The following is a 26,238-nucleotide window of genomic DNA, read 5'->3' on the forward strand; positions in this document are numbered from 1 at the left end:
GCAGTAGGGGATGAGCGTGGCGCAAGGCAAGAGCAATGCAAGCAAGAAGAAGGCTGCTAACGCCACGAAGAGGCTCCGCCTCGGACTCAGCATCATGCTTGCACTGCTGGTGGTTGTCGGCGGAAAGCTCTTCCTGGTGCAGGGACTGGACGTCGGCGGCATGGCTGAAGCTGCCCTGGACAACCGGCTGCGCCCCACCGTGCTGCCGGCCGAGCGCGGCAGCATCCTGGACGCCAGCGGAACAGTGCTGGCGAACAGCGTGATCCGCTACAACATCACTGTTGACCAGTCTGTAAACACCAAGACCGAATCCTTCAAGCGCCTTGAAAAGGTGAACGGCAAGGACGAACTCGTCACCGTGTCGCGAGACCAGGGGATCGCCGAGCTTGCTGCCGTCCTTGGCATGGACACCGAGGACGTGCGGAAATCCGTCACCGGAACCAGGACCTACTACATCGTGGCCAAGGACCTCCGGCCCGACGTCGAAAACCGGGTCTCGGAACTGCAGATCCCGGGTATTTTCTCCGAGGGAACCAGCAAGCGCGTCTACCCGAACGGCTCGGTGGCCGGCGGCATTGTGGGCTTCCTTGAGAACGGCACCAGCGGCCAGGCCGGCCTCGAGCAGACCCAGGACGAAATACTGCGCGGCACTGCGGGCAAGCGCGTGTTCGAAATCGGCGCCGACGGCCTTCGTATTCCCGTGGGCATCGATGAACTGACGCCCGCGCAGGACGGCAAGGACGTCAAACTCACGCTGAACTCCGACCTCCAGTACTTCGCCCAGCAGGCCATCCAGACCCAGGCGGACAAGCTCAGCGCCGAGTGGGGGGTCATCATCGTCTCGGACGTGAAGACCGGCAACATCATCGCGATGGCCGACACCAATACGCCCGACCCCAACGACCCCGGCAAGGTGGCAGCCAAGGACCGTGGCGTCCGCTCCGTTACCGCCGCTTACGAGCCCGGGTCAGTGGAAAAGATGATCACCGCCGCCGCGGTCATCGAAGAAGGCAAGGCCAAACCACTGGACACGTTCGTTATCCCGCCGTCGCTGGTGGTGGACGGCCAGCAATTTGATGATTCCTTTTCCCATGGGACCGAGAAGCGGACACTGGCGGGCATCCTGGGCTGGTCCATGAACACGGGCACCGTGATGGCAGGCCAGCGCCTCAGCAAAGATCAGCGGCACGACTGGCTGCAGAAGTTCGGAATCGGTGAGGCACCGGAGATCGGCCTGCCGGCCGAGGCGAAGGGCATCCTGACCCCGGCCGACCAGTGGGACGGCCGCCAGCAGTACACGGTGCTGTTCGGGCAGGGTGTCTCGCAGTCGACACTCCAGACGGTCCGCGCCTACCAGTCGATCGCCAATGACGGTGTGATGCTGCAGCCGCGGCTCATCGACAGCTACATCAGCCCGGACGGAGCCGAGGAAAAGGTGGCGGCCAAGCCGTCCCGCAGGGTGGTCTCGGAGCAGACGGCGCAGCAGGTGAGGGACATCCTCGAAAGTGCAGTCACCGAGGGCCAGATCAAGGAGGCCGCGATCGACGGCTACCGGGTCGGGGCCAAGACCGGTACCTCGCAATCGCCCTGCGACGACGGGACCGCAGGCTTCTGCGGGTACACTGCCTCGATGGTGGGGATGGCGCCGATGGACGATCCGCGGTTTATTGTGGAGGTGGTCCTGCAGCGTCCCAAGGGGTCCATTTACGGGATCACCAACGGGCCCGTGTTCCGCTCGGTCATGAGCCAGGCACTGCGGACGTACAACGTTCCGCCGTCCAAGGGCACGCCCGTCAGGCTGCCCCAGTTCGCTAAGTGACCAGTACGCCGCATAACGCAGTACGCCAAGTAACGCCCGCCAAGAAAGACCGCGGTGCACCTGAACAAACAGTTCTGTCGTGTCCGTTGGTCCGCTAGCACCAACGGAGATTGAGTTGTCACAGCAGCATGACCCCGGCACTGCCGACGCCCCGGAGGGGCCGGCATCCAAGAGCGGCTTCCGGCCCGCCGCCGTCGCCGCCGTCGAACTGGGTGTCATCGGCCAGTCAGTGGGAGTTCCGGTGCCGCGGGCCTCTGAGTCCGTTCAGGTCACCGGCGTCTCGCTCGACTCCCGGTCCGTGGAACGGGGAGACCTGTACGTTGCCCTGCCGGGGGCGGCGCGGCACGGTGCCGATTTTGCCGCGACGGCGATCGAGTCAGGCGCGGCTGCGGTACTGACGGACGACGCCGGCGCGCGGCTTCTTGCCGTCGGCTCGGACCTCGCTGTGCCCGTACTTGTGGTGGCGGAGCCCCGCAGCGTGGTGGGCCGCCTGTCCAGGCTGATCTACCGGAGCCAGGACGCCGACCTCCCAGGCCCCTCGATGTTCGGGGTGACCGGCACCAACGGAAAAACCACCACCACGTACTTCATCAACGCCCTGCTGCAGGCGATGGGCAAGAAGACCGGACTCATCGGCACCATCGAGATCCTGGCCGGCGGGGACCCGATTCCCAGCCTCCTGACCACCCCGGAATCCACCGATGTCCACGCCCTGCTTGCCCTCATGCGGGAACGCGGCCTTGACGCCGCATCCATGGAGGTCTCCTCGCACGCGGTGTCCTTCCGCCGCGTCGACGGCGTGGTCTTCGACGTCGTCGGATTCACCAACCTCACCCAGGACCACCTGGACCTGCACGGCACCATGGAGGAGTACTACCGGACCAAAGCGGAGCTGTTCACCGCTGAACGCGCCCGTGCCGCCGTCGTGACGGTCGACGACGAGTGGGGACGCCGGCTTGCCGCTGAGACTGAGCTTCCGGTCACCACGCTGGCCACCATCGAGCCCAGTAGTGGGCCAGTGGCTGATTGGACCGTCACCGCCCCGAAGCCCCGCGGCCTCGGTACGGAATTCACCCTCCGAGGCCGGAACGGCACCGAACTCCGCGTGCACACCGGGCTGCCAGGCGCGTTCAATGTCTCCAACGCGGCGTTGGCCCTGACCATGGTGCTTGCCGGCGGGGCAGACCCCGCCGAAGTGCAGGCAGCCCTCGATGGCCGGGATCCGTTCAGCGTGGCAGTGCCCGGCCGCATGCAGCTGGTCTCCAGCCGACCGGCCGCCGTCGTCGACTTCGCGCACAACACTGATGCACTGGCACGCGCCCTGGAGGCCGTCCGGTCCCCTGAGCCCGCGTCCAAGGTGATAGTGGTTTTCGGTGCCACCGGCCAGCGCGACCAGGGCAAGCGCCCTTCCATGGGCGCGACCGCAGCCCGGCTCGCCGACGTCGTGATCGTCAGCGATGACGACCCCCACGATGAGGACGCCGCGGCGATCCGCGCGGAAGTGCTGGTGGGTGCGACGGACGCCAAGGAAGCCGAGCAGCTCGACTGCAAAATCGTGGAAGTTTTCCCCCGCGATGCTGCCATCCGTGAGGCCGTCAACCTGGCGGCTCCGGAGGACACCATCCTGATTGCGGGGCGCGGGCACGAAGTGTGGCAGGAGGTCAAAGGAGAGAACCTTGCCCTCGACGACAGGGTGGAACTACGGAACGCCTTGACGGCACGAGGATTCACCGTTCTCCAAGACGACGGGATAGAGTCCTAGACCGACATGATTGAACTAACTGCGGCGGAAATCGCCGAAATCACCAACGGCCGGCTGCTAGCCGACCCCGCCGTCACCCCCGGATCCGTGGTGACCGACTCGCGGGAGGCCGTTGCCGGCTCCCTCTACGTCGCCAAACCGGGCGAAAGCGCAGACGGGCACAGCTTCGTGGGTGCTGCCTTTGACCGCGGCGCGGTTCTGGCGCTCACCGAACGCGAAATCAAGGACGACGCCGGCCGGCACTATCCGTCCGTCGTCGTCGAGGATGCGGTGCTCGCCATGGGCGCTCTCGCGGCAGAGGCTGTCCGGCGGATCAGGCAGCACCGCGAGTCGGCGGGCGAACAGCTGACCGTCATTGGCATTACCGGTTCGGCAGGCAAAACCACCACCAAGGACCTGCTCGCGGGAATCCTGTCGGCCGAGGCGCCTACCGTTGCACCCAGGGGTTCCTACAACGGCGAGGTCGGCGTGCCCCTCACGGTGTTCCAGGCGGGCTTTGACACCCGGTTCCTGGTCATCGAGATGGGGGCCACCGGCATCGGACACATCCGCTACCTGGCCCACATGGTGCGGCCAGAGATTGGCGTGGTGCTCGGCGTGGGAACAGCCCACGCCGGGGAGTTCGGCGGCGTGGAAAACATCGCGGCCGCCAAGGGCGAACTCGCCGAGGCCGTACCGGCCGCAGGTACCGCCGTGCTGAACCTTGACGATCCCCGTGTTGCCGCCATGGCCGCCCGGACCCGCGGGATTGTTCTGGGCTTCTCTTCCCGGGATGCTGATCCGGACGCTCCTGCCGTCCGGGCCGCCAACCTGGACACCAACGCCTCGGGCAACCCGGAGTTCGACCTCGAAGTGCCGGGGGAGCCCACGGTCCGGGTCAGCAGCAAACTCATCGGCGAACACCACGTGGCGAACCTCCTCGCCGCCGCAGCGGCCGCGCACGCGGCCGGTGTACCGGCTGACAGGATCAGCGCATCGCTGAGCTCCCAGTCCGCGGCAAGCCGCTGGCGCATGGAGCGGACCGAACGGCCCGACGGCGTCACGGTGATCAACGACGCGTACAACGCCAACCCGGAATCCATGCGGGCGGCCCTGCGCACGCTGGCCGACCTCGGCCGCGGCCGCCGCACCTGGGCCGTACTCGGGGCCATGCTGGAACTGGGCGACGATTCCATCCGCGAGCACACCGCCGTCGGCACGCAGGTGGTGCGGCTGAACATCTCCCGCCTCCTTGTGGTGGGCCGGGAAGCGCGTTCGCTGTACGTTTCCGCCGTGCAGGAAGGGTCCTGGGGCGATGAATGCATCTTCGCCGAGACAGTTGATGAGGCCTACGAACTGCTCCAGGAGCAGCTCGAACCCGGCGACCTGGTGCTCTTCAAGTCCTCCAACAGCGTGGGACTGCGCCATTTGGGCGATCGGATAGCATTACCCCCACATGCCACCCCCACAAATGCCAATGAAGGGAGCGAGCTGCTGTGATTGCACTTCTGATCGGCGCTGGCCTGGCCCTGCTGCTGGCTCTGGTGGGTACGCCGCTGTTCATCCGCCTGCTGGTCCGCAAGAGCTATGGCCAGTTCATCCGCGATGACGGACCCACCTCGCACCACACCAAACGCGGCACGCCCACCATGGGTGGCACCGTGGTGGTGGGCGCAGTCCTGCTGAGCTACGGCCTGACGCACCTCATCATGTGGTTCATGAACCCCCGGTCGGCTGGGCCGTCGGCCTCGGCGCTGCTCCTGCTGTTCCTGATGGTGGGTATGGGCCTGGTGGGCTTCCTGGACGACTTCATTAAGATTTCACGGCAGCGCAGCCTGGGCCTGAACGCCAAGGCGAAGCTCATCCTCCAGGCGGCGGTGGGCATCATCTTCGCCGTCATGGCCCTGTACTTCCCGGATACGGATGGCCTTACCCCGGCGTCCACCAAGATCTCGCTGGTCCGGGACATCCCGTGGCTGGACTTGGCGTTCGGCGGCACCGTGCTTGGCGCGATCCTCTTTGTGCTGTGGTCAAACCTGATCGTCACCGCCGCCACCAACGGCGTCAACCTCACCGACGGCCTGGACGGACTGGCCGCTGGCGCCGCGGTCATGGTCTTTGGCGCCTACACGCTGATGGGCATCTGGCAGAGCAACCAGGCCTGCGGCTCGCCGCGTCAGGCGGGCGGTGGCTGTTATTCCGTCCGGGATCCGCTGGACCTTGCGCTTCTTGCGGCCATCATGAGCGCCGCGCTGGTGGGCTTCCTGTGGTGGAACACCTCTCCGGCCAAAATCTTCATGGGCGACACCGGCTCCCTCGCGATCGGCGGCGCCATCGCAGGGTTCGCCATCCTCTCCCGCACCGAACTGCTCCTGGCCTTCATCGGTGGCCTGTTCGTCCTCATCACGCTCTCCGTCATCATCCAGGTGGGCTACTTCAAGGTGACCAAGGGCAAGCGCTTCTTCAAGATGGCGCCGCTGCAGCACCACTTCGAACTCAAGGGCTGGGCGGAAGTCACCGTGGTGGTCCGGTTCTGGATCCTCGCCGGCCTGTTCGTCGCCGCGGGCCTTGGCATCTTCTACGCGGAATGGGTGGTCCTGCTGTGAACGGCTCCGAATCCCAGAACGAAGCAACCCAGAACGAAGCAATGGGCACCGCAGCCGCCGGTCCCGCCTCAACCGGTCTGGCCTTAACCGGTCCGGCAAGGCTCAGCGGCCTGGTCAGCTGGGACTCCGACTGGGCCGGACTGCGCGTGGTGGTCACCGGGATTGGTGTCTCGGGCTTCGCGGCCGCGGACACGCTGATTGAACTCGGAGCCCGCGTGGTGGTGGTCGACGGCGCCACTTCGGAAACTGCTCAGGCCAAGGCGGACACGCTGCGGATCGTGGGCGCGGCGGACGTTCTCCTGGGGGAGGAGGCTGTCCGCTCCCTGCCTAAGATCGACGGCCTGAAGCCGGACCTCGTGGTCACCTCGCCCGGCTGGCGCCCGGACCAGGCCCTGCTCGCGGCTGCCGCCCGCGCCCACATCCCGGTCTGGGGCGACGTCGAACTCGCCTGGCGCCTGCGCGTCCGCGAAGGCCGGAAGACAGCCGACTGGCTCACCATCACCGGCACGAACGGCAAGACGACGACGGTCGGCCTGACCGAGTCCATGCTGCGGGCCGCGGGCCTGAAAGCGATAGCAGTGGGCAACGTCGGCACGCCGATCCTCGATGCCCTGCGTGACCCGGTGGAGTACGACGTCTTCGCGGTGGAGCTCTCCAGCTTCCAGCTGCACTGGTCCGATTCCGTCTCGGCGGTAGCCAGCGTGTGCCTCAACGTCGCCGAGGACCATGTGGACTGGCACGGCTCCTACGAGTCCTACCTCGCCGACAAGGCCAAGATCTACGAAAACACGCAGAAGGCCTGCATTTACAACGACGAGCAGATCGAAACCGAACGCATGGTGGAGGATGCGGATGTGGTGGAGGGCTGCCGCGCCGTGGCGTTCACCACCCTCACGCCGGCCATCAGCATGCTCGGCGTCGTGGAGGGACTGCTCGTGGACCGGGCCTTCATCGCCGAGCGGAAGGACAGCGCCGTCGAATTGGCGTCCATGTCCGACCTCGGCCCGGTGGCCCCCCGCCACATGGTGGCCAACGCCCTGGCCGCCGCCGGCCTGGTGCGCGCCTACGGAGTCAGCCCCGAACACGTGCGCGAGGGACTGCAGGCCTACATCCCCGGAAGCCACCGCATCCAGCCGGTCGCCAAGCAGCACGGCGTTCTCTGGATCAACGACTCCAAAGCCACCAACCCGCACGCCGCCTCCGCGTCCCTGGCCGCCTTCGAGCCCGTGGTGTGGATTGCCGGCGGCCTCTCCAAGGGCGTCAGCTACGACGATCTGGTCCGCGAGCATGCACGCCGCCTGAAGGCCGTGGTGCTCATTGGCAAGGACACGGCGTCACTGGAGGAGTCCCTGCAGCGACACGCACCGGATGTCCCCGTCATCCGGCAGGCGGCAGGCCACACTGAAATTGTGCAGTCAGCCGGGACCGGTCATGACGCCGCATCGGATTCAGCCGAAACCGGCGAGGCAGTGATGGCACGGGCCGTCGCATCGGCGGCACAGCTCGCCGCCTCGGGTGACACTGTGCTGATGGCCCCGGCTGCTGCATCCATGGATCAGTTCTCTTCCTACGCTCACCGTGGCGACGCCTTCATTGCAGCGGTCCGCGAGCTCGTGGAAGGGGAGGCCCGGACCGGCAAGGAGTAAGAATGGTCAGCACACCCACACGTCCTGCGGCCGCCCGGCAGCGGGCGGGGGAAACCTCCCGTGGGGCTGCCCCCCTGACCCCTAAATCCGTGGCCGCCAAGTCCCGGAACGCCGGACCGGGTGCTGCATCGACGACTCCCGCCAAGGGCCGGCTGCTCCGCTGGTACAGGCGCTTCTGGTCCGCCCTCGAGGGAAACGGCAAGTCGCGCAACGGCTCCACCTACTACCTCATCCTCGGCACCACGCTGGCCCTGACCGCCATCGGCATCATGATGGTGCTCTCGGCCTCCAGCGTGGAGGCCATTGCCGCGGGTGAGTCGCCGTACACGGCGGCACTCAAACAGGGCCTGTTCGCCGGTATCGGCATTTTCTGCATGTTCATGCTGTCCCGGATCAACGTCGTATGGCTGAAGCGGCTCGCGTGGCTGGGCATCATCATTGCCTACGCCCTGCTGGGGCTCGTACTGGTCATTGGCACCAGCGTCAACGGCAACAAGAACTGGATCGACATCGGCGGGTTCTTCACCCTGCAGCCTTCCGAGGCAGCCAAGCTTGCCCTGGCCCTGTGGATGGCCACCGTGCTGGCTAAGAAGGCGTCGCTGCTGCACCAGTGGGGACACGCCGTGGTCCCCGTGGTGCCCATCGCCGGCGGGATCATCGGACTCGTCCTGATCGGAAACGACCTCGGCACCGGCATGATCATCATGCTCATCACGGCCGCCGCCCTGTTCTTCGCCGGCGTGCGCCTCCACCTGTTCGGGTTCGCGGCCGTGGGCCTGGGTGCCGTCATAGCGGTCATGGCCATGACCAGTTCCAACCGGGTCTGCCGCATCACCTCGTGGTGGACCGGCCAGAGCTGCGGCGACGGCATCGACGCTAACTACCAGTCCACCAACGGCCTCTACGGGCTGGCATCGGGTGGCTGGTTCGGCGTCGGGCTCGGGCAGAGCCGGCAGAAATACAGCTGGATCCCCGAAGCCCACAACGACTTCATCTTCGCCATCATCGGTGAGGAACTCGGACTGGTGGGGACCGTCGTCGTACTGGTCCTGTTCGCCATCCTGGGCGCCGCCATCTACCGCGTGGTGGTGGCACAGGAGGACCTGTTCCACCGGGTCCTCGCCGGAACCATCATGGTGTGGCTGCTGGGCCAGGGAACGGTCAACATGGCCGTGGTCACCGGCCTGATGCCGGTGATCGGCGTCCCGCTGCCGTTCATCTCCTACGGCGGCTCGGCGCTGCTGATGTCGCTCTGCGCGATCGGCGTAGTGTTGTCACTGGCCCGAGAACAGATGGCGCCCAACATCCGGCCCCGCAAACTGCTCGGCCCGTGGCGGTTGCCCGGGCGCAAGAAAACCCGTACGAAAGCGTAAACCAGCACCTGATGAAAACCGAGTCATTGTCCGTGGTCCTCGCCGGCGGCGGAACAGCAGGCCATATCAACCCGCTGCTGGCCATCGCCGCCGCCATCCGCGATGCCCGCCCCGACGCCCGGCTGCTCGCGGTCGGAACGGCCGCCGGCATGGAGACCAGGCTGGTCCCTGCCGCGGGGCTGGAACTGGCCACCATCGACCGTGTCCCGTTCCCGCGGAAGCCCTCCGCGGACCTGCTCCGCCTTCCGGGACGCCTCGCCGGCGCCGTGCGGCAGGCCGGTCGGATCCTTGATGACGCTGCGGCAGACGTTCTTGTGGGCGTGGGCGGCTACGTCTGCACGCCCATGTACCTCGCTGCCTGGCGCCGGAAGATCCCCATCGTCATCCACGAAGCCAATACCCGGCCGGGCCTGGCCAACCGGGTCGGGGCACGGCTGAGCCGGCACGTGGCCGTGGCGTTCGCTGGCACCCCGCTGCCCAACGCCCGCCACGTGGGCATGCCCATGCGCCGCGAAGTCTCGGCCATGGTCAGGGCAACGGCGCGGAACGGCGCCCTGCGCACACTGGACCTGCAGCCCGGGAAGCCGGTGCTCATCGTGACCGGAGGCTCGTCCGGGGCGCAAAGCATCAACCGCACTGTGGCGGCCTCGCTCGAAGCGCTGTCCCGGGCCGGCGTCCAGACCATCCACATCACCGGCCGCGGCAAGTCCGTGGCGGACGCAGACGGCAACGCGCTGAGCGCCGACGGCTACCGCCAGCTTGAGTACGTCGACGGCATGGAAACCGTCTACGCCGCGGCTGACCTGTTGCTCGCCCGTTCCGGCGCCGCCACCGTAAGCGAGGTGGCCGCCGTCGGCGTTCCCGCGGTCTTCGTGCCGCTGCCGATCGGCAACGGCGAGCAGGCGCTGAACGCCCGCGGACTGGTGGAAGCGGGCGGCGCCCTGCTCGTAGCGGACCGGGACTTCACCCCCGAATGGGTCCGCACCAGCCTCATCCCACTGCTGACCGACCGTTCCCGCCTGGACGCGATGGCGGCGAACGCGGAGAACCTTGGCATCCGAAATGCCGACCAGCTCATGGCCGACCTCGTACTGGAAGCGGTATCCAAATGACCACCAATGCAGCACCCAGCCAGGAAGCACTGGGCCGCGTGCACTTCATCGGGATCGGGGGCGTGGGCATGTCCGCCGTCGCCAGGATCATGGTGGCGCGCGGGATACCCGTCAGCGGTTCGGACGCGAAGGACCTGCCGGTCATGAAGGAGCTCGCCGCGGCCGGCGCCCGGATCTGCGTGGGCTACGAAGCCGGCAACCTCGGCGACGCCCAGACGGTCGTGGCAGGATCGGCGATCCGCGCCGACAACCCCGAACTCGAGGCCGCGCGGGCCGCCGGCCTGACGGTGCTGCACCGTTCCGAGGCGCTGGCCGCCACCATGGGCGATGACCTCGTGGTGACGGTGGCTGGAACCCACGGGAAGTCCACCACGACGTCCATGATCACCGTGCTGCTGCAGGGCGCAGGCCTGGACCCGTCGTTCGCGATCGGCGCCAATGTTCCGGCGCTCGGCGTCAACGCGGCGAACGGCAGCTCCCAGGTGTTCGTTGCCGAGGCGGATGAATCCGACGGTTCGTTCCTGAACTACCGTCCGCAGATCGCCGTCGTCACCAACGTGGAACCGGACCACCTCGACCACTACGGCACCGCCGAAGCCGTATACGAATCCTTCGACCGCTTCACGGCACTGCTGCCAGCGGACGGCGTGCTGGTGGCCTGCGCGGACGACGCCGGCGCACACGCACTGGCGCTGCGCACCCGCGAGCGTGGCAATGCCCGCGTTGTCCTGTACGGCACCTCCGAGGCCGCCGACCTCCGGCTCGACGACGGCGGCCCGGGCAGGGTGGCCATTACGACGGCGGGCGGCCGGTTCCCGCTGGCACTGCAGGTCCCCGGACGGCACAATGCGCTGAACGCTGCCGCCGCCATGGCGGTGGCGCTCGAACTCGGCGTGGACGCGCAGGTTGCTGCTTCCGCCCTGGCCGGCTTCTCCGGCGCGTCGCGGCGGTTCGAATACAAGGGGGAGGGCAGGGGCGTGCGGGTCTACGATGACTACGCCCACCACCCCACGGAGGTGCGGGCAGCCCTGGCGGCGGCGAGATCCGTGGCGGGCGACCACAAGGTCCATGTCCTCTTCCAGCCGCACCTCTTCTCCAGGACCCGGGAGTTTGCCGCAGAGTTCGCCGACGCGCTTAAGGCCGCGGACACTGCCCTGGTGCTCGACATCTACCCGGCCCGGGAGGATCCCATCCCGGGCGTCACCAGCGCGCTCATCACCGAGCAGCTCGGCTCTGGAGGCGGTCTGGTCGGTGGCGACGAGGCCGTTGCCGCCCTGGCCGCCGCCGCGCAGCCGGGGGACATCATCCTCACTGCAGGCGCGGGGGACGTCACCGCTTACGGGCCGATCATTGTGGAGTCCCTCGGTGGCTAGCACCAGGCGTCCCACCTACCGTCCGGCCAAGCCCGCCGCCCGGGACACACCCGCCGCCACGGACTCGGCCGGCCGGGACACTGCCGCTGATCCCGACGGCGGTAAGCCGGCCGTGATCACCGCCACCAAGGGTGTACCTGAGGGCCCGGCGCAGGAGAACGTGCAGGCCAGCACGCTGAAGGGCAACACTCCGGCGAAGGGCAAGGCAGCGCCCAAGGGCAAGACACAGGACAAGCCGGTCAGAACGCCCTGGCCCCGGCTGAAAAGCCCGGGACCTGCCAAGCCGGGACCCAATAACAGAAAAACGGAAGCCAAGAAACAGGGCGCCACAGCGACCGATGCTGCAGGGGCGGACAAAACAGGGCCGGACACCGCCGGGCAGGACAATGTGCTGGCCTTTCCCGAACCCCGGGGCCGGCGCATCAGGCGCAATGTCATAGTTGCGGTGTGTGTCACGGCTGCCCTCGTGGCGGGGCTCATCGTAGCTGCCGTCTATTCTCCGGTGCTGGCAGTCCAAAGCGTGAGCGTCACCGGCACGAAGCTCCTCAAGCCCGCCCAGGTGCAGGCGGCACTCAAGCCAATTCTGGGCATGCCGCTGCCGCAGGTCAGCGATTCCGAGGTCAACTCGCTGCTGAAGCCGCTCGTCCAGATCAAGTCGGTCACAACCCAGGCCCACCCGCCGTCCGTCCTCGTGGTGCAGGTCCAAGAGCGCATCCCCGTCGCCCTCGTGAAGCGCGGCAAGGACTACATGCTCGTGGACGTCGACGGTGTGCGGCTCGGCACCACCGCAGACCCTGCCTCCGTGAAGCTGCCGGTGATTGACGGCGGCGCAGGCACCATCGGCAAGGACTTGTTCCAGGCCACGGCCGAGGTCCTCGGTGCGCTCCCGGCCAACGTGCTTGCCAAGCTCTCCAACGCCTCCGCCAAGTCCGTCGATGCAGTGGAACTGAAGCTGCTGGACGGCCAGACCGTCATCTGGGGCAACGCGGGGGAGAAGGAGCTCAAGGCCCGGGTGCTGGAGGCCCTGCTCAAGGTGCCCGCAGATCCCGCGAATCCGGTCAACACTTACGACGTGAGCGTGCCACGGCATCCGGTGACGCGCTGAGCCGCTGTATTTCGAGGGGATTAGGACGACACGCGGTGGCGGTTATTGAATGTAGCCAGCATAGGAAATAGCGTCACAGAGGTGAGTTACTTGACATAACTATAACCTTCAACTCGAAGGTTAAGGTTCAGGGCTTCAAGCTCGACTCCATCAGTTTTCGCAATAGGACACTAACAAGGGACACGTAACGTGGCAGCTCCGCAGAATTACTTGGCCGTCATCAAGGTCGTCGGCATCGGCGGCGGTGGCGTGAACGCAGTCAACCGCATGATCGAGGTGGGTCTCCGCGGCGTCGAATTCATAGCAATTAACACCGATGCCCAGGCCCTCCTGATGAGCGATGCCGACGTCAAGCTCGACGTCGGCCGGGAACTGACGCGCGGGCTGGGTGCCGGGGCTAACCCGGAGGTCGGCAAGCAGGCTGCCGAGGACCACGCTGACGAGATCGAGGAAGTCCTTCGCGGTGCCGACATGGTCTTCGTGACCGCGGGTGAAGGCGGCGGCACCGGAACCGGCGGCGCGCCTGTCGTTGCCCGCATTGCGCGCTCCCTTGGCGCCCTGACCATCGGTGTGGTCACCCGTCCGTTCACCTTCGAAGGCCGGCGCCGCGCAGGCTCTGCCGAAGCGGGCATCGACGCCCTGCGCGACGAGGTGGACACCCTGATCGTGATCCCCAACGACCGCCTGCTGTCCATCAGCGACCGCAACGTCTCCGTCCTGGACGCCTTCCGCTCCGCTGACCAGGTCCTGCTGTCCGGTGTCCAGGGCATCACGGACCTCATCACCACGCCCGGCCTGATCAACCTTGACTTCGCCGACGTGAAATCCGTCATGCAGGGCGCAGGCTCTGCCCTGATGGGTATCGGCTCCGCGCGTGGCGAGGACCGCGCGGTCAAGGCAGCAGAGCTCGCCATCGCCTCCCCGCTGCTCGAAGCGTCCATCGACGGTGCCCACGGTGTCCTGCTGTCGATCCAGGGGGGCTCCGATCTCGGCCTGTTCGAGATCAACGAGGCTGCGCGCCTGGTGCAGGAAGTTGCCCACCCCGAGGCCAACATCATCTTCGGTGCGGTCATCGACGACGCCCTGGGCGATGAAGCCCGCGTCACCGTCATCGCGGCCGGCTTCGACGACGTCAAGGCCACCTCGCCGTCCATGGACCAGTCGCTGCCGCAAGCTGCACCGCAGCGCCCCGCCGTTCCGGCGGCCGCCCCGCAGAGCCAGCCGTCCGCAGGCAGCCAGCAGGTCCACGTCCAGCCCGTGCACGCCGGTGTCGGCGCTGCGGGTCTCAGCAGCTGGGGGCAGCAGCGCCCGTCCGCTGTACCTGCTGACTCGGGTTTCGACGTCGACCTTCCGTCGGTGGTTGAGCCTGACCTGACCGGCAGCCGGTCTGACGACCTGGACGTCCCCGATTTCCTGAAGTAGGAGGATGCCGGGCGGACATCCGCCCGGCCACTGTCCCTGCTTCCTAACGTTGATTGCCGGAGTTTCGAATTGTTTTTGTGGCGTGCTGAAGTGCAGCCTGGCGTGTCCGTGGCGTTCACCGACACGAACGCCGGGAACCTCGCCCTGCACGTGGGCGATGAAGCGGCCGCGGTGCTGCGCCGCAGGGCGAGGTTGGAGCACATCGCCGGCATCTCGCCACGCAGGTTCCAGTACATGAACCAGGTCCACGGCAACGAAGTCTCCCTTGTCGTTGAATCTGACGCAGGCGTTAAATCTGGAACAGCCGTTGAATCTGACGCAGGCGTTGAATCCGGAACAGCCGGTGAACCCGGCCCATCGGCACCGACTGCGGACGCGCTGGTGTCCCTCGGCGGCCCGCTTGCGGTGATGGTGGCGGACTGCATTCCGCTGGTCCTGGTGGGTGCAGGGTCTTCCGGGCCCGTACTGTCCGCCGTTCATGCCGGGCGCCCGGGCCTGTTCTCCGGAGTCATTCCGGCGGCGGTGGAGCAGATGCGCGCCTCCGGCGCCACCGGCATCCGGGCCTGGCTCGGCCCGTCCGTCTGCGGGAACTGCTACGAGGTGCCGGCAGAACTCCGCGACGAGGTTGCCGCCGTCCTGCCGTCCGCATGGTCAACCACATCTTGGGGGACGCCGGCGCTCGACCTGCCCGGCGGTGCCGCCAGCCAGCTCGACGCCCTCGGCGTTCCCATCGAGTACCGTGGTCCCTGCACGCTTGAAAACGAGTCCTTGTTTTCCTACCGCCGCGACTCCCGGTCCGGCAGATTCGCCGGACTGGTGTGGACCCATGACTGACAGCCCGGCGCCCGGGGATGCCCGGGCAGTGCAGCTGGAGGAGCGCCTTGACGCTGTCTGGGAGCGCATCAACCGTGCCGCCGCGGCGGCAGACCGCGGGAACAACCCGCCGAGCCTCATAGTGATCAGCAAGTTTCACCCGGCCGAGGACGTCCGCCGGCTGGCAGCGCTTGGCGTCAGGGATTTCGGCGAGAACCGGGACCAGGAGGCGTCGTCAAAAGCCGAGGAACTCGGGGCCCTGGACCTCACCTGGCACTTCGTGGGCCAGCTCCAGAGCAAGAAGTCCAAGACGGTGGTCCGCTACGCCTCTGCCGTGCACTCGGTGGACCGTTCCCAGCTCGTGACGGCCCTGGAGCGGGCCATGGCAGCCCAGCAGGAACTGACCGGCCGTGACGACCTGGACTGTTTCATCCAGGTGAGCCTGGACGACGAAGCCGGCGCGCACCGCGGCGGGGCCACCCCCGCCGAGGTGCCGCAGCTGGCCGAACAGCTCGAAGCCGCGGGCGGTCTTCGCCTGGCGGGTGTCATGGCGGTGGCGCCGCTCGGGGCGGATCCGGAGCGGGCCTTTGAAAAACTGCTGGGCATTTCAACCGGCCTGCAGCGGGATTACCCCGGCGCCACAGGGATTTCCGCCGGCATGAGCCAGGACCTGGAAGCAGCTGTCCGATTCGGTGCGACACACCTCCGAATTGGCTCAGATATTCTCGGTTCGCGCCCGGCCGTGCGGTAGCGTCTGTCGTATTGGAAGTGAATGGCGGGGATTCCAATGCTGTCTTGACCTTTGGGCGGCCCGCTTCCGGACACGATTAGGAGTCGACCATGGCTGGCGCTATGCGCAAGACAATGATCTATCTTGGGCTCGCCGACGGCGATGAACACTACGAGTCTGAGCTTTCCACCCAGCAAAAGGACGAGGACAACTCAATGGAGCATGACCGTGAAGAGCGCCGCGCGCCGGCGCCGCTCCGAGAGGTCACCCGTGAAGTGCCACCAGCTGCCGAAGAGGAATACCGCGCACCCGTGACACCCATTAAGCGTGCGGCTTCGGGCCGCGAAGAGACCACCGGACTGCGGCAGATCACCACGATCCACCCGCGCTCTTACAACGACGCCAAGCTCATCGGCGAAAGCTTCCGTGACGGTATCCCCGTCATCATGAACGTGACGGACATGGGGGAGTCGGACGCGAAGCGGCTTGTCGACTTTTCCGCCGGCCTCGTCTTCGGTCTGCGCGGAAGCATCGAGCGCGTGACCAACAAGGTCTTCCTGCTGTCGCCGTCGTACGTTGAAGTCATCGGAGATGACAAGAAAGCCAGCGAGGCCACGGCCAGCTTCTTCAATCAAAGCTAAAAAACGGCGCTCCGGATGCCAGGCAGGGACGCACCTGCCTGGCATCCGTGCTGAAATAGGGGAGCAGCACAATCTGGCAGGAATCCCCTGGCCGGAATCCCAGGGCACCGTAGTGCCCGCGATGAACATGGAGACAATGGGTTAGCTCATGGGAATACTATTCGGGCTCGTCTATATCGTTCTGCTGTTCATTTTCGTCGCTTTGATTGTCCGCCTCGTCTTTGACTGGGTTCAGATGTTCGCGCGGGAATGGCGTCCCCGCGGGGTAGCATTGGTGGCGGCTCATGCGGTCTACTCGGTGACCGATCCGCCGCTGAAGGTTCTTCGGCGCCTTATCCCGCCGCTGCGGCTGGGCGGCGTCTCACTGGACCTCGGGTTTCTGGTGCTGTTCATCGGCCTCAGCATTGCCATGGCGATCACCAAGTCATTTGCATAACTTCATATCAGCTTGCCGCGCCGGGGCCGATCCCCTTGGATACCCGCCCTGGTGCAGAAAGCCTTTTCTTTGACGCCACGGTGTTGAATTAGAGGAACCAGACCATATTTAGGTACCGTAGTTTTGACGGCCGGAAGGCCTCCTGACGAACTAGACCAACGAGGTGACCAGATGGCTTTGACGCCAGAAGACGTTGTCAACAAGCGCTTTCAGCCGACCAAGTTCCGCGAAGGCTATGACCAGGACGAAGTTGACGACTTCCTGGACGAGATCGTCGTCGAACTGCGGCGCCTGAACCAGGAGAACGAAGAGCTTCGCAAGAAGCTCGCCGAAGGCGGCTCCGGATCGCCGGCTGCCACCTCCGCCGTCCCCCCTGTTGTTGAGAAGGTCCCCGCGCCGTCCAAGTCCGAGAAGGACGAAGCGCGCGCGAAGGCCGAAGCTGAGGCCAAGGCCGCCGAAGCTGCCAAGAAGAAGGCAGCTGAGCAGGCAGCCCCCGTTGCAGCCCCGGCACCCGCCGTCACCAGCAGCAACGTCTCCGAGTCCGCTGCCGGCCTGCTGGCCATGGCGCAGCAGATGCACGACCGCCACGTGTCCGAGGGCCAGCAGCAGCGCGACAAGATCATCGCTGAAGCACAGATCGAAGCCAGCAGCCTGGTCAACGACGCGCAGGAGAAGTCCCGCAAGATCCTCGGCGCCCTGGAGCAGCAGCGTTCCGTGCTCGAGCGCAAGGTGGAGCAGCTGCGCGGTTTCGAACGCGACTACCGCTCACGCCTGAAGGCCTACATCGAGGGCCAGCTGCGCGACCTGGACGCCCGTGGTTCCGTTGCCGCCCCTGAGGTTGGCGAAAGCAGCAGCGCCGCCGTTTAGCACGTATTCTGAAGGCCGGTGGCTGAGGATTCCTCGGCCACCGGCTTTTGCCATTAACGACGGTTCCCGAATGAAAGCACCATGACTGACGACCTTGCCGCTGACGCAGCGCATCCAGCTTCATCATCACCGCGGCCTCGGCGCGGGGTCCTGCTGTCCCTGTTCGCCGGACTGGCAGTGTTCGCCTACGTCTTCGACCAGCTCACCAAACTGTGGGTGACCAGCACCATGGTGGAGGGCGAACGGATTCCGGTGCTGCCCCCGCTGCTGCACTGGTACTACATACGGAACTCCGGCGCGGCCTTCTCCATCGGCGAGAACGTGACCTGGGTGTTCACGATCATCATGGTGGTGGTCGCCGCCGCCATCCTGTTCCAGCTGCGCAAGCTGGGATCCGCGTGGTGGGCACTGGCGTTGGGGTTGCTGTTCGGCGGCGCCCTGGGAAATTTGACGGACCGGCTGTTCCGGGATCCGTCATTCGGAATGGGTCACGTGGTGGACTTCATCCAGCTGCCCAACTTTGCGATCTTCAATATCGCCGACTCGGCCGTGGTGTCATCTGTGGTCATCATCTGCCTGCTGACCCTGCGGGGGATCGCCCTTGACGGTTCGCACCACAGCGGGGAAAAGCGAGACGGGACCGGCAATGTCTGAGCGGGTGGTGGTGCCCGAGGAGCTGGACGGGACGCGCGTGGACGCCGGCCTGGCCAAGCTGATGGGCATGTCCCGTTCGTCCGCCGCGACGCTGATAGCCGAAGGCAACGTGGTCAGCGGCGGCAAACCGGTGGGAAAGTCCGCCAAGCTCGCGTCCGGCACCGTGCTGCACGTGACGGTCCCCGAGCGCCGGGATCCCCTTGAAGTCGTGGAGGAAGTTGTGGAAGGCCTGAAGATCCTGCTGGATGACGACGACTTTGTGGTGGTCGACAAGCCGGTGGGGGTCGCGGCGCACCCGTCCCCGGGCTGGGTAGGACCCACCGTCGTGGGCGGACTGGCCGGGGCCGGCTACCGCATTTCCACGTCCGGCTCCGCCGAGCGTGCCGGCATCGTCCACCGCCTCGACGTCGGGACCTCCGGGGTCATGGTGGTGGCCAAGACAGAACCCGCCTACACCGCCCTCAAGCGGGCGTTCAAGGAACGCACCGTGGACAAGGTCTACCACGCCGTGGTCCAGGGCCTGCCGGATCCCCTGCAGGGCACCATCGACGCCCCGATCGGACGCCATCCCGGCCACGACTGGCGCTTCGCCGTCATCGAGGACGGCCGGCCATCGGTGACGCACTACGAGGTCCTTGAGGCGTTCGGCAAGGCCACCCTGGTGGAGGTGCACCTGGAGACCGGCAGGACCCACCAGATCAGGGTCCATTTCGCAGCGCTCCGCCATCCGTGTGCCGGAGACCTCACCTACGGGGCCGACCCTCGGCTCGCCGCTACCCTCGGACTCACCCGGCAGTGGCTGCACGCCCGTGAACTGGGCTTTGACCACCCGCGCACCGGGGAACGCGTCACCGTGACCAGCGAGTACCCCCAGGACCTCGCCTACGCCCTGGAAGTCCTGGGCACGGGCAGGGCCTGAGCCTGCGGCACGCCGGCACTAATTGTCAGAGGGTCGGCACTAGAATAGTCCGGTGACTTCCAGCAATGACTCGTTCGTACATCTCCACACCCACACCGAGTACTCGATGCTGGACGGCGCCGCCAGGCTCGGGGAGCTGTTCGACGAAACCGAGCGGCTCGGAATGCCTGCCCTGGCCACTACCGACCATGGCTACCTCTTCGGTGCCTTCGACTTCTGGCGGAAGGCCACCGACAAGGGCATCAAGCCCATCATCGGCGTCGAAGCGTATGTGACTCCCGGGACTGCGCGCGGCGACAAGGGCCGCGTTCGCTGGGGCGATGAGAGCCAGCGCAAGGACGACGTCTCCGGCGGTGGCTCCTACACCCACATGACCCTGCTGAGCTACAACAACGTGGGCATGCGGAACCTGTTCCGTGCCTCCTCGATCGCGTCCCTGGACTCGGTGTTCGGCAAATGGCCCCGGCTGGACCGCGAGCTGCTGAACACCTACTCCGAAGGGCTCATCGCCACCACCGGCTGCCCCTCCGGCGAGGTCCAGACCCGGCTGCGGCTCGGCCAGTACCGCGAGGCCCTGGAAGCCGCTGCGGAGTTCCGTGACATCTTCGGTGCGGAGAACTACTTTTGCGAACTCATGGACCACGGCCTGGACATTGAACGCCGCGTCACCGGCGATCTCCTGCGGCTGGCCAAGGACCTGAACCTCCCGCTCGTTGCCACCAACGACCTGCACTACACGCATGAACACGACGCAAAAGCCCACGAGGCCCTGCTGGCCATCCAGTCCGGCTCGACGCTGCTCGAACCCACCTACGACAACGGCGGCTCCCGTTTCGCGTTCTCCGGCAGCGGCTACTACCTGAAGTCGCCGCAGGAAATGCGGGAGCTGTTCCGCGACCACCCCGAGGCGTGTGACAACACTCTCCTGATCGCCGAGCGGTGCGAAGTTTCCTTCAACACCGGCGCCAACTACATGCCCCGGTTCCCCTGCCCCGAGGGCGAGGACGAAACCTCCTGGCTGGTTAAGGAGGTCGACAAGGGACTCCAATACCGCTACCCCCAGGGCATCCCGGACAAGGTCCGCAAGCAGGCCGACTACGAGCTGGAAGTCATCACCTCGATGGGCTTCCCGGGCTACTTCCTCGTGGTGGCTGACTTCATCAACTGGGCCAAGAACAATGGCATCCGCGTAGGTCCCGGACGTGGCTCGGGTGCAGGCTCCATGGTGGCCTACGCCATGCGCATCACCGACCTTGATCCGCTGCACCACGGCCTGATCTTCGAGCGCTTCCTCAACCCGGACCGCGTCTCCATGCCCGACTTCGACGTCGACTTCGATGACCGGCGCCGCTCCGAGGTCATCGACTACGTCACACGGAAATACGGCGACGAGCGCGTCGCCATGATCGTCACGTACGGCACCATCAAAACCAAGCAGGCGCTCAAGGACTCCTCGCGGGTGCTGGGCTACCCGTTCAGCATGGGCGAGACGCTGACCAAGGCGCTGCCGCCGGCCGTGATGGCCAAGGACATTCCGCTGGCGGATATTCAGAACAAGGAAGCCAAGCGCTACAGCGAAGCCGGTGATTTCCGTCAGCTGATCAGCACCGACCCCGAGGCTGCCAAGGTTTTCGAGACGGCACTGGGCATCGAGGGCCTGAAGCGGCAATGGGGCGTGCATGCCGCCGGCGTCATCATGTCCTCGGACCCCATCATCGACGTCATTCCGATCATGCGCCGTTTCCAGGACGGCCAGGTCATCACGCAGTTCGACTATCCGACGTCCGAAGGCCTCGGCCTGATCAAGATGGACTTCCTTGGGCTGCGAAACCTGACGATCATTTCGGACGCCCTGGAAAACATCAAGATGAACCGCGGCGTCGACCTGGACCTCGAAACGCTGGAGTTGGATGACGCGGCGTCCTATGAGCTGCTGGCCCGCGGCGACACGCTGGGCGTGTTTCAGCTCGACGGCGGCCCCATGCGGTCCCTGCTCAAACTCATGAAGCCTGACAACTTCGAAGACATCTCCGCCGTCCTGGCGCTGTACCGGCCGGGACCGATGGGCGCCAACGCGCACACCGACTACGCACTGCGCAAGAACAAGATCCAGGACGTCATCCCGATCCACCCGGAGCTCGAGGAACCGCTGAAGGAGATCCTGGGCGGGACGTTCGGCCTGATCGTGTACCAGGAGCAGGTCATGGCCGTGGCACAGAAGCTCGCCGGCTACTCTTTGGGCCAGGCAGACATTTTGCGCCGTGCCATGGGCAAGAAGAAGAAGTCCGAGCTGGACAAGCAGTTCGCCGGCTTCTCGCAGGGCATGCAGGACAACGGTTACTCCATGGAGGCCGTCAAGACCCTGTGGGACATCCTGCTGCCCTTCTCCGACTACGCCTTCAACAAGGCGCACTCGGCGGCGTACGGCGTGATTTCGTACTGGACGGCATACCTGAAGGCGCATTACGCGCCGGAGTACATGGCCGCCCTCCTGACCTCGGTCGGTGACGACAAGGACAAGTCCGCGATTTACCTCAACGAATGCCGGCGCATGGGCATCACCGTGCTGCCGCCGGACGTTAACGAGTCGGCGCTGAACTTCACCCCGGTCGGCAACGACATCCGCTTCGGCATGGGTGCCATCCGCAACGTCGGCGTCAACGCGGTCGAGGCCATGGTGGCGGCCCGCGCGAGCGAGGGCGCGTACACCTCGTTCAAGGACTACCTCATGAAGGTGCCGGCGGTGGTCTGCAACAAGCGCACCATCGAATCCCTGATCAAGGCCGGAGCCTTCGACTCGCTGGGCCACCACCGCCGCGCCTTGGCCATGATCCACGAAGAAGCCATCGACTCCGTCATCACCCTCAAGCGCAACGAGGCGATCGGCCAGTTCGACCTTTTCGCCGGTTTCGATGAGGCCGAGTCCGAAGCGTCGCTCAGCATCGAGATTCCCGACCTGCCGGAGTGGGAGAAGAAGGACAAGCTCGCGTTTGAGCGGGACATGCTGGGCCTGTATGTCTCAGACCATCCCCTGCAGGGCCTGGAAGGGGTATTGAGCCAGCACGCCGACCAGTCCATCACCTCGATCATCGCGGAGGACGGTCCGCACGACGGCGCCATTATCACCATCGCGGGCATGATCACCTCGCTGAGCCGCCGGATTGCGAAGGCCAGCGGCAACGCCTATGCCCGGGCGGAGATCGAGGACCTCGGCGGTTCCATGGAGGTCATGTTCTTCGGCCAGGTCTATGGTCCGATTGCCTCAGTTCTCGCCGAAGACCTGATCGTGGTGGTCAAGGGCCGGCTCCAGCGGCGCGACGACGGTGCCGTGACCCTGAACTGCATGGAGCTCTCCGTCCCGGACCTGAGCCAGGGCACCAACGGCCCGCTGGTGATCACCATGCCCACGCACAAGGCCACCGAGGCCGTGGTCACTGAGTTGGGGGACGTGCTGCGCAACCACCGGGGCAACTCCGAGGTCCGAGTGAACCTGCAGGGCGATAGCCGCATCGAGGTCATGGCGCTTCCCGTTCACCTGCGGGTGAACCCCAACCCGTCGCTGTTCGGGGACCTGAAGGTGCTGCTGGGCCCGGCCTGCCTGGATGCCTAGACCTCCCTGTCCGGACGCATAGCCGGACTCCGGCGCCAGGTCAGATTTCGTAGTCCAGCGGAACCGGCTGCCCGTAGGTTCCGGAGTGGTACAGCAGCGGCGTGCCGTCCTCGCCAACCTGCCCTTCCACCACTTCGACCACCACGACGGCGTTGTTCTCGAATGACAGGCGCATCTGGATCTTGCCGATCAGCCAGCCGGCAACGTCCTTGAGCACCGGAACATCATGGGGTCCGTGGGCCCAGTGGTCGCCGGCGAAGCGTTCCTTGGTGCGCGCGAACCGGTCGGCCAGCTCCTGGTTCTCCAGCCCGAGCATGTGCACGCCGATGTACGTGGTGTTGGCAACCGCCGGCCACGAGCTGGAACTGCGCGCCATGTTGAAGGTGAAGCGCGGCGGTTTGGCGGAAAGCGAGGCAACGGAGGTTGCCGTGAAACCGTAGGGGACCCCGTCATAGTTCACAGTGATGATGGCCACGCCCGCTGCGTGCCGGCGGAACATCTCTTTGAACGTGCCCTCGAAGGCGACATCATCTGAGGTCACTGAAATCGATCTCCCTACTGCATCAATGCCGATTGAGTCTCTAGTACAAGACTATTGGGCTTCCGGGCGGATGGGAGATTCCTTTGCCGGGCAGACACATGGCGCGGAGTGCCGGCCAACATTTGTTAACGTTTCTTCATGACCCAGCCTGCACCCGTCCCTCCGGTCCGCTCCTACGACGACGCCCAGCGCGCCCGGCGGCGACCCGGCAGGGGCTACGCGTGGGCGGCCGGAATCCTTGGTGCCGGCATCCCCGCCGGGCTCCTCTGGTGGCTCCTGGCCCCGGGCGGCCAAAACCTCGTGTCGGGAGACTCCGCGCTGTCGTCCGGAACCAACAGCCAGGGCTGGCTGCCCCGGGACCTAGTGCTTGCGGGACTGTTTGTGTTTGCGGGTTGCCTGGTGGCTGTGCTCTTGGCAGGCCGCCGGGACGGCGGGACGCGGCGGATGCTGCTGCTGTCTGTCGCGGCAAGCGCAGCGGCAGCTGTCCTGGCATGGCAGACCGGCGTGCTGGCAGGCCTCTGGCTGGGAGGTCCGCAGGACACGTCGGCGAACGCCAGCGTGGCCTTCTCGCTGCGGTCATTGACTGTCCTTGTCCTATGGCCGGCGGCCGTCGCCGCCGGCTTCTTCGTCTTGCGCATCATCGGCCTCCTGCGTGCCTCCGTGGACCAGGACCCGGACGACAACGGTGGCGAGGGCCGCATGCGGCAGTAGGGAGTGGCAGTAACACTCGTCGGGGCGCGGGGCCGCGGCGCGTAAAATGAACGGGTGACCACATCTCCGGACAGCTCCGCACGCCCCAGTGCCCCCGTCGTCGATTTCCGCACCGTTGACCTGCGCGGCCGCAGTCTCAGCCTGGCCGAACTCCGCGAGGCGGTGCCGCGGGCACGGCAGCAGACGGTCGCAGACGCCGAGCAGAAGGTCACCGGCATCATCACGGCCGTCCGCCAGCGCGGCTTCGCCGCCCTTGCGGACTTCGCCCGGACGTTCGACGGCGTAGAGCAGTCCCACCCGCACGTACCGGCCGAAGCGCTCCAGTCAGCGCTGGACGGCCTGGACCCTGCCGTTCGTTCGGCGCTTGAAGAGTCCATCAGCCGTGCGCGGCGGTTTGCGGACGGGCAGCGCCCGGCCGACGCCGACATCTCCCTGGGTGACGGCGCAGTGGTGAGCCAGAAGTGGGTGCCCGTGGCACGTGTGGGCCTGTACGTCCCGGGCGGCCTGGCGGTGTACCCGTCCTCGGTAATCATGAATGTGGTTCCGGCGCTGGCTGCCGGGGTGGAATCGATCGCGCTCGCCTCGCCGCCGCAGAAGGACTTTGGCGGCCTCCCGCACCCCACCATCCTGGCCGCTGCGGCGCTGCTGGGGATTGACGAGGTCTATGCAATCGGCGGTGCCCAGGCGATCGCCGCCTTCGCCTACGGTGTGCCCGGCGAATCAGGAACTCCCGCGCTGGAACCCGTCGACGTCGTGACCGGGCCCGGGAACATCTTCGTGGCTACGGCCAAGCGCCTGGTCAAGGGCGTGGTGGGGATCGACTCCGAGGCGGGCACCACGGAAATTGCCATCCTGGCGGACTCCACGGCCCGCCCGGCCTTCGTCGCCGCCGACCTGATTAGCCAGGCCGAGCACGATCCGAAGGCCGCCTCCGTGCTGATCACGGATTCCCTCGAGCTCGCCGCGGAGGTCCGTGAGGAGCTGGAACTGCAGGCTGCGTCCACCAAGCACAGCCAGCGTGTCCGTGAGGCGCTGTCCGGCCCGCAGTCCGGCGTCGTGCTTGTTGACGACCTCGACCAGGGGATCGCAGCGTGCGACGCCTACGCGGCCGAACACCTGGAGATCATGACTGCGGACGCTCCCGCTGTGGCGGCGCGGATCCGGAACGCGGGCGCCATTTTCGTCGGCGACTACAGCCCCGTAAGTCTCGGCGACTACTGCGCCGGCTCCAACCACGTGCTTCCCACGAGCGGTACTGCGGCCTTTTCGTCCGGGCTGAACGTGACCACGTTCCTGCGCGCCATCCAGGTGATCAACTACTCGCAGGCGGCGCTGGGGCAGGTCAGTGGTCACATCGTCAGCCTGTCCGGTGCGGAGGACCTCCCCGCGCACGGCGACGCGGTCACGGTCCGTTTCCGGGCAGGCAGCTGACCACTACATGTAGTGACGGCCTACTACATGTAGTAATTACAGGCTTGTTATTAGGCTATATCTGGCCGTAGACTGATGCCGGAAGAAGCTTCGGTATAGGGCTTCTCGGTGAAGGGTAGTGAAGGAAGGGTAGGAAAAACGTGTACTGTCCGTTTTGCCGCAACCCTGATTCACGCGTGGTGGACAGCCGGATGGCCGACGACGGTTCAGCCATCCGCCGCCGCCGGCAGTGCCCCGAGTGCGGGCGCCGCTTCACCACGGTGGAAACCACCAGCCTGTCCGTGATCAAACGCTCCGGCGTGGGCGAGCCCTTCAGCCGCAGCAAGGTCATCAACGGTGTCCGCAAGGCCTGTCAGGGCCGGCCCGTCAGCGAGGACGACCTCGCGATGCTGGCGCAGGAAGTCGAGGAGAACATCCGTGCCTCCGGGGCGGCGGAAATCGATGCCCACGAGGTTGGGCTGATCATCCTCGGGCCGCTGCAGAAGCTGGACAAGGTGGCCTACCTCCGTTTCGCCAGCGTTTACCAGGCCTTTGAATCACTTGAGGATTTCGAAGCCGCCATTGCGCTGCTCCGGCACGAGTCCGACGTCGAGGCCAAAGAGGCGGCAACCGGCAGGGCTGAAGGCAAAGGCTCCGAAGGCAAGGGCTCCGAGGCTAAAAACACCGCGAAGAGCACGCTCTAAAGTCT

The 26,238-nt window shown here is 66.1% G+C and carries 22 protein-coding genes; 21 read left to right on the forward strand and 1 reads right to left on the reverse strand.

Translation table 11 applies throughout. From position 1 onward, the window contains the following. Window positions 1-10 precede the first annotated feature (10 nt). The 18 genes from J7I85_RS17390 to dnaE all read left to right on the forward strand — a co-directional run bounded on the left by J7I85_RS17390 (window position 11) and on the right by dnaE (window position 22,867). Window positions 11-1,819 carry a penicillin-binding protein 2 gene (locus J7I85_RS17390; protein ID WP_214854091.1) on the forward strand — a complete coding sequence of 603 codons (1,809 nt, stop codon included), beginning with the start codon at window positions 11-13 and terminating at the stop codon, window positions 1,817-1,819. 115 nt (window positions 1,820-1,934) lie between these two features. After that, complete coding sequence (locus J7I85_RS17395; protein WP_214854092.1) at window positions 1,935-3,581, forward strand: UDP-N-acetylmuramoyl-L-alanyl-D-glutamate--2,6-diaminopimelate ligase; 1,647 nt, start codon at window positions 1,935-1,937, stop codon at window positions 3,579-3,581. A gap of 6 nt (window positions 3,582-3,587) precedes the next feature. Further along, window positions 3,588-5,060, forward strand: coding sequence for a UDP-N-acetylmuramoyl-tripeptide--D-alanyl-D-alanine ligase (gene murF, locus J7I85_RS17400; protein ID WP_214854094.1), 1,473 nt, complete (start codon window positions 3,588-3,590; stop codon window positions 5,058-5,060). Beyond that, window positions 5,057-6,166 carry a phospho-N-acetylmuramoyl-pentapeptide-transferase gene (gene mraY / locus J7I85_RS17405; protein WP_214854096.1) on the forward strand — a complete coding sequence of 370 codons (1,110 nt, stop codon included), beginning with the start codon at window positions 5,057-5,059 and terminating at the stop codon, window positions 6,164-6,166. The genes murF and mraY overlap by 4 nt, the downstream gene beginning before the upstream one ends. 41 nt (window positions 6,167-6,207) lie before the next feature. Further along, complete coding sequence (gene murD / locus J7I85_RS17410; protein ID WP_214854098.1) at window positions 6,208-7,812, forward strand: UDP-N-acetylmuramoyl-L-alanine--D-glutamate ligase; 1,605 nt, start codon at window positions 6,208-6,210, stop codon at window positions 7,810-7,812. 2 nt (window positions 7,813-7,814) lie between these two features. After that, window positions 7,815-9,185: a putative lipid II flippase FtsW gene (gene ftsW / locus J7I85_RS17415; RefSeq protein WP_214854100.1), complete on the forward strand. Its 1,371-nt coding sequence runs from the start codon at window positions 7,815-7,817 to the stop codon at window positions 9,183-9,185. An 11-nt stretch (window positions 9,186-9,196) separates the two neighbouring features. After that, window positions 9,197-10,297, forward strand: coding sequence for an undecaprenyldiphospho-muramoylpentapeptide beta-N-acetylglucosaminyltransferase (gene murG / locus J7I85_RS17420; RefSeq protein ID WP_214854103.1), 1,101 nt, complete (start codon window positions 9,197-9,199; stop codon window positions 10,295-10,297). Continuing rightward, window positions 10,294-11,670 carry a UDP-N-acetylmuramate--L-alanine ligase gene (murC, locus tag J7I85_RS17425; protein ID WP_214854106.1) on the forward strand — a complete coding sequence of 459 codons (1,377 nt, stop codon included), beginning with the start codon at window positions 10,294-10,296 and terminating at the stop codon, window positions 11,668-11,670. Before murG ends, murC begins: the two co-directional genes overlap by 4 nt. After that, window positions 11,663-12,775, forward strand: coding sequence for a cell division protein FtsQ/DivIB (locus J7I85_RS17430; RefSeq protein ID WP_214854109.1), 1,113 nt, complete (start codon window positions 11,663-11,665; stop codon window positions 12,773-12,775). Before murC ends, J7I85_RS17430 begins: the two co-directional genes overlap by 8 nt. 189 nt (window positions 12,776-12,964) lie before the next feature. Further along, window positions 12,965-14,197 carry a cell division protein FtsZ gene (gene ftsZ, locus J7I85_RS17435; RefSeq protein WP_190603411.1) on the forward strand — a complete coding sequence of 411 codons (1,233 nt, stop codon included), beginning with the start codon at window positions 12,965-12,967 and terminating at the stop codon, window positions 14,195-14,197. 69 nt (window positions 14,198-14,266) lie between these two features. Next, window positions 14,267-15,031 (forward strand): polyphenol oxidase family protein, encoded by a 765-nt coding sequence (locus J7I85_RS17440; protein WP_214854112.1) that lies wholly within the window; start codon window positions 14,267-14,269, stop codon window positions 15,029-15,031. Next, window positions 15,024-15,761 (forward strand): YggS family pyridoxal phosphate-dependent enzyme, encoded by a 738-nt coding sequence (locus J7I85_RS17445; protein ID WP_214854115.1) that lies wholly within the window; start codon window positions 15,024-15,026, stop codon window positions 15,759-15,761. The genes J7I85_RS17440 and J7I85_RS17445 overlap by 8 nt, the downstream gene beginning before the upstream one ends. An 89-nt stretch (window positions 15,762-15,850) precedes the next feature. Continuing rightward, window positions 15,851-16,381 (forward strand): cell division protein SepF, encoded by a 531-nt coding sequence (locus J7I85_RS17450; RefSeq protein WP_214854118.1) that lies wholly within the window; start codon window positions 15,851-15,853, stop codon window positions 16,379-16,381. Between the two features lie 148 nt (window positions 16,382-16,529). Then, the gene (locus tag J7I85_RS17455) at window positions 16,530-16,817 is read left to right on the forward strand and encodes a YggT family protein (protein ID WP_102973980.1); all 288 of its coding nucleotides are present in this window, start codon (window positions 16,530-16,532) and stop codon (window positions 16,815-16,817) included. A gap of 171 nt (window positions 16,818-16,988) precedes the next feature. Then, on the forward strand, window positions 16,989-17,684 hold the full coding sequence (locus tag J7I85_RS17460; protein ID WP_102973981.1) for a DivIVA domain-containing protein: 696 nt from the start codon (window positions 16,989-16,991) through the stop codon (window positions 17,682-17,684). Between the two features lie 81 nt (window positions 17,685-17,765). Continuing rightward, window positions 17,766-18,338, forward strand: coding sequence for a signal peptidase II (lspA, locus tag J7I85_RS17465; RefSeq protein WP_214854121.1), 573 nt, complete (start codon window positions 17,766-17,768; stop codon window positions 18,336-18,338). Beyond that, entirely contained in the window at window positions 18,331-19,257 is a 927-nt protein-coding gene (locus tag J7I85_RS17470; protein ID WP_214854124.1) for an RluA family pseudouridine synthase, read from the forward strand. The genes lspA and J7I85_RS17470 overlap by 8 nt, the downstream gene beginning before the upstream one ends. Before the next feature lie 52 nt (window positions 19,258-19,309). Further along, entirely contained in the window at window positions 19,310-22,867 is a 3,558-nt protein-coding gene (dnaE, locus tag J7I85_RS17475) for a DNA polymerase III subunit alpha (protein WP_214854126.1), read from the forward strand. Window positions 22,868-22,907: 40 nt separating this feature from the next. Here the strand turns inward: dnaE and J7I85_RS17480 are convergent, their stop codons facing one another. Beyond that, window positions 22,908-23,366: a flavin reductase family protein gene (locus tag J7I85_RS17480; protein ID WP_214854164.1), complete on the reverse strand. Its 459-nt coding sequence runs from the start codon at window positions 23,364-23,366 to the stop codon at window positions 22,908-22,910. Window positions 23,367-23,546: 180 nt separating this feature from the next. On the opposite strand from J7I85_RS17480, the gene J7I85_RS17485 reads away from it, so the two are divergent. The 3 genes from J7I85_RS17485 to nrdR all read left to right on the forward strand — a co-directional run bounded on the left by J7I85_RS17485 (window position 23,547) and on the right by nrdR (window position 26,233). Continuing rightward, window positions 23,547-24,119 carry a hypothetical protein gene (locus tag J7I85_RS17485; RefSeq protein ID WP_214854129.1) on the forward strand — a complete coding sequence of 191 codons (573 nt, stop codon included), beginning with the start codon at window positions 23,547-23,549 and terminating at the stop codon, window positions 24,117-24,119. A 54-nt stretch (window positions 24,120-24,173) separates the two neighbouring features. Beyond that, complete coding sequence (gene hisD, locus J7I85_RS17490) at window positions 24,174-25,550, forward strand: histidinol dehydrogenase (RefSeq protein WP_214854132.1); 1,377 nt, start codon at window positions 24,174-24,176, stop codon at window positions 25,548-25,550. Between the two features lie 140 nt (window positions 25,551-25,690). Continuing rightward, complete coding sequence (gene nrdR, locus J7I85_RS17495; RefSeq protein WP_214854135.1) at window positions 25,691-26,233, forward strand: transcriptional regulator NrdR; 543 nt, start codon at window positions 25,691-25,693, stop codon at window positions 26,231-26,233. Window positions 26,234-26,238 lie beyond the last annotated feature (5 nt).

The sequence above is a fragment of the Arthrobacter sp. ISL-65 genome, from assembly GCF_018613795.1.
GTDB lineage: Bacteria > Actinomycetota > Actinomycetes > Actinomycetales > Micrococcaceae > Arthrobacter.

What these genes read in the sequence shown, in the direction of transcription:
- J7I85_RS17390 (WP_214854091.1), top strand. Translation starts at nt 11, where the DNA reads ATGAGCGTGGCGCAAGGCAAGAGCAATGCAAGCAAGAAGAAGGCTGCT.
- murF (WP_214854094.1), top strand. Translation starts at nt 3,588, where the DNA reads ATGATTGAACTAACTGCGGCGGAAATCGCCGAAATCACCAACGGCCGG.
- murD (WP_214854098.1), top strand. Translation starts at nt 6,208, where the DNA reads ATGGGCACCGCAGCCGCCGGTCCCGCCTCAACCGGTCTGGCCTTAACC.
- ftsW (WP_214854100.1), top strand. Translation starts at nt 7,815, where the DNA reads ATGGTCAGCACACCCACACGTCCTGCGGCCGCCCGGCAGCGGGCGGGG.
- murG (WP_214854103.1), top strand. Translation starts at nt 9,197, where the DNA reads ATGAAAACCGAGTCATTGTCCGTGGTCCTCGCCGGCGGCGGAACAGCA.
- murC (WP_214854106.1), top strand. Translation starts at nt 10,294, where the DNA reads ATGACCACCAATGCAGCACCCAGCCAGGAAGCACTGGGCCGCGTGCAC.
- J7I85_RS17445 (WP_214854115.1), top strand. Translation starts at nt 15,024, where the DNA reads ATGACTGACAGCCCGGCGCCCGGGGATGCCCGGGCAGTGCAGCTGGAG.
- J7I85_RS17450 (WP_214854118.1), top strand. Translation starts at nt 15,851, where the DNA reads ATGGCTGGCGCTATGCGCAAGACAATGATCTATCTTGGGCTCGCCGAC.
- J7I85_RS17455 (WP_102973980.1), top strand. Translation starts at nt 16,530, where the DNA reads ATGGGAATACTATTCGGGCTCGTCTATATCGTTCTGCTGTTCATTTTC.
- J7I85_RS17460 (WP_102973981.1), top strand. Translation starts at nt 16,989, where the DNA reads ATGGCTTTGACGCCAGAAGACGTTGTCAACAAGCGCTTTCAGCCGACC.
- lspA (WP_214854121.1), top strand. Translation starts at nt 17,766, where the DNA reads ATGACTGACGACCTTGCCGCTGACGCAGCGCATCCAGCTTCATCATCA.
- J7I85_RS17470 (WP_214854124.1), top strand. Translation starts at nt 18,331, where the DNA reads ATGTCTGAGCGGGTGGTGGTGCCCGAGGAGCTGGACGGGACGCGCGTG.
- J7I85_RS17480 (WP_214854164.1), bottom strand. Translation starts at nt 23,366, where the DNA reads ATGTTCCGCCGGCACGCAGCGGGCGTGGCCATCATCACTGTGAACTAT.
- J7I85_RS17485 (WP_214854129.1), top strand. Translation starts at nt 23,547, where the DNA reads ATGACCCAGCCTGCACCCGTCCCTCCGGTCCGCTCCTACGACGACGCC.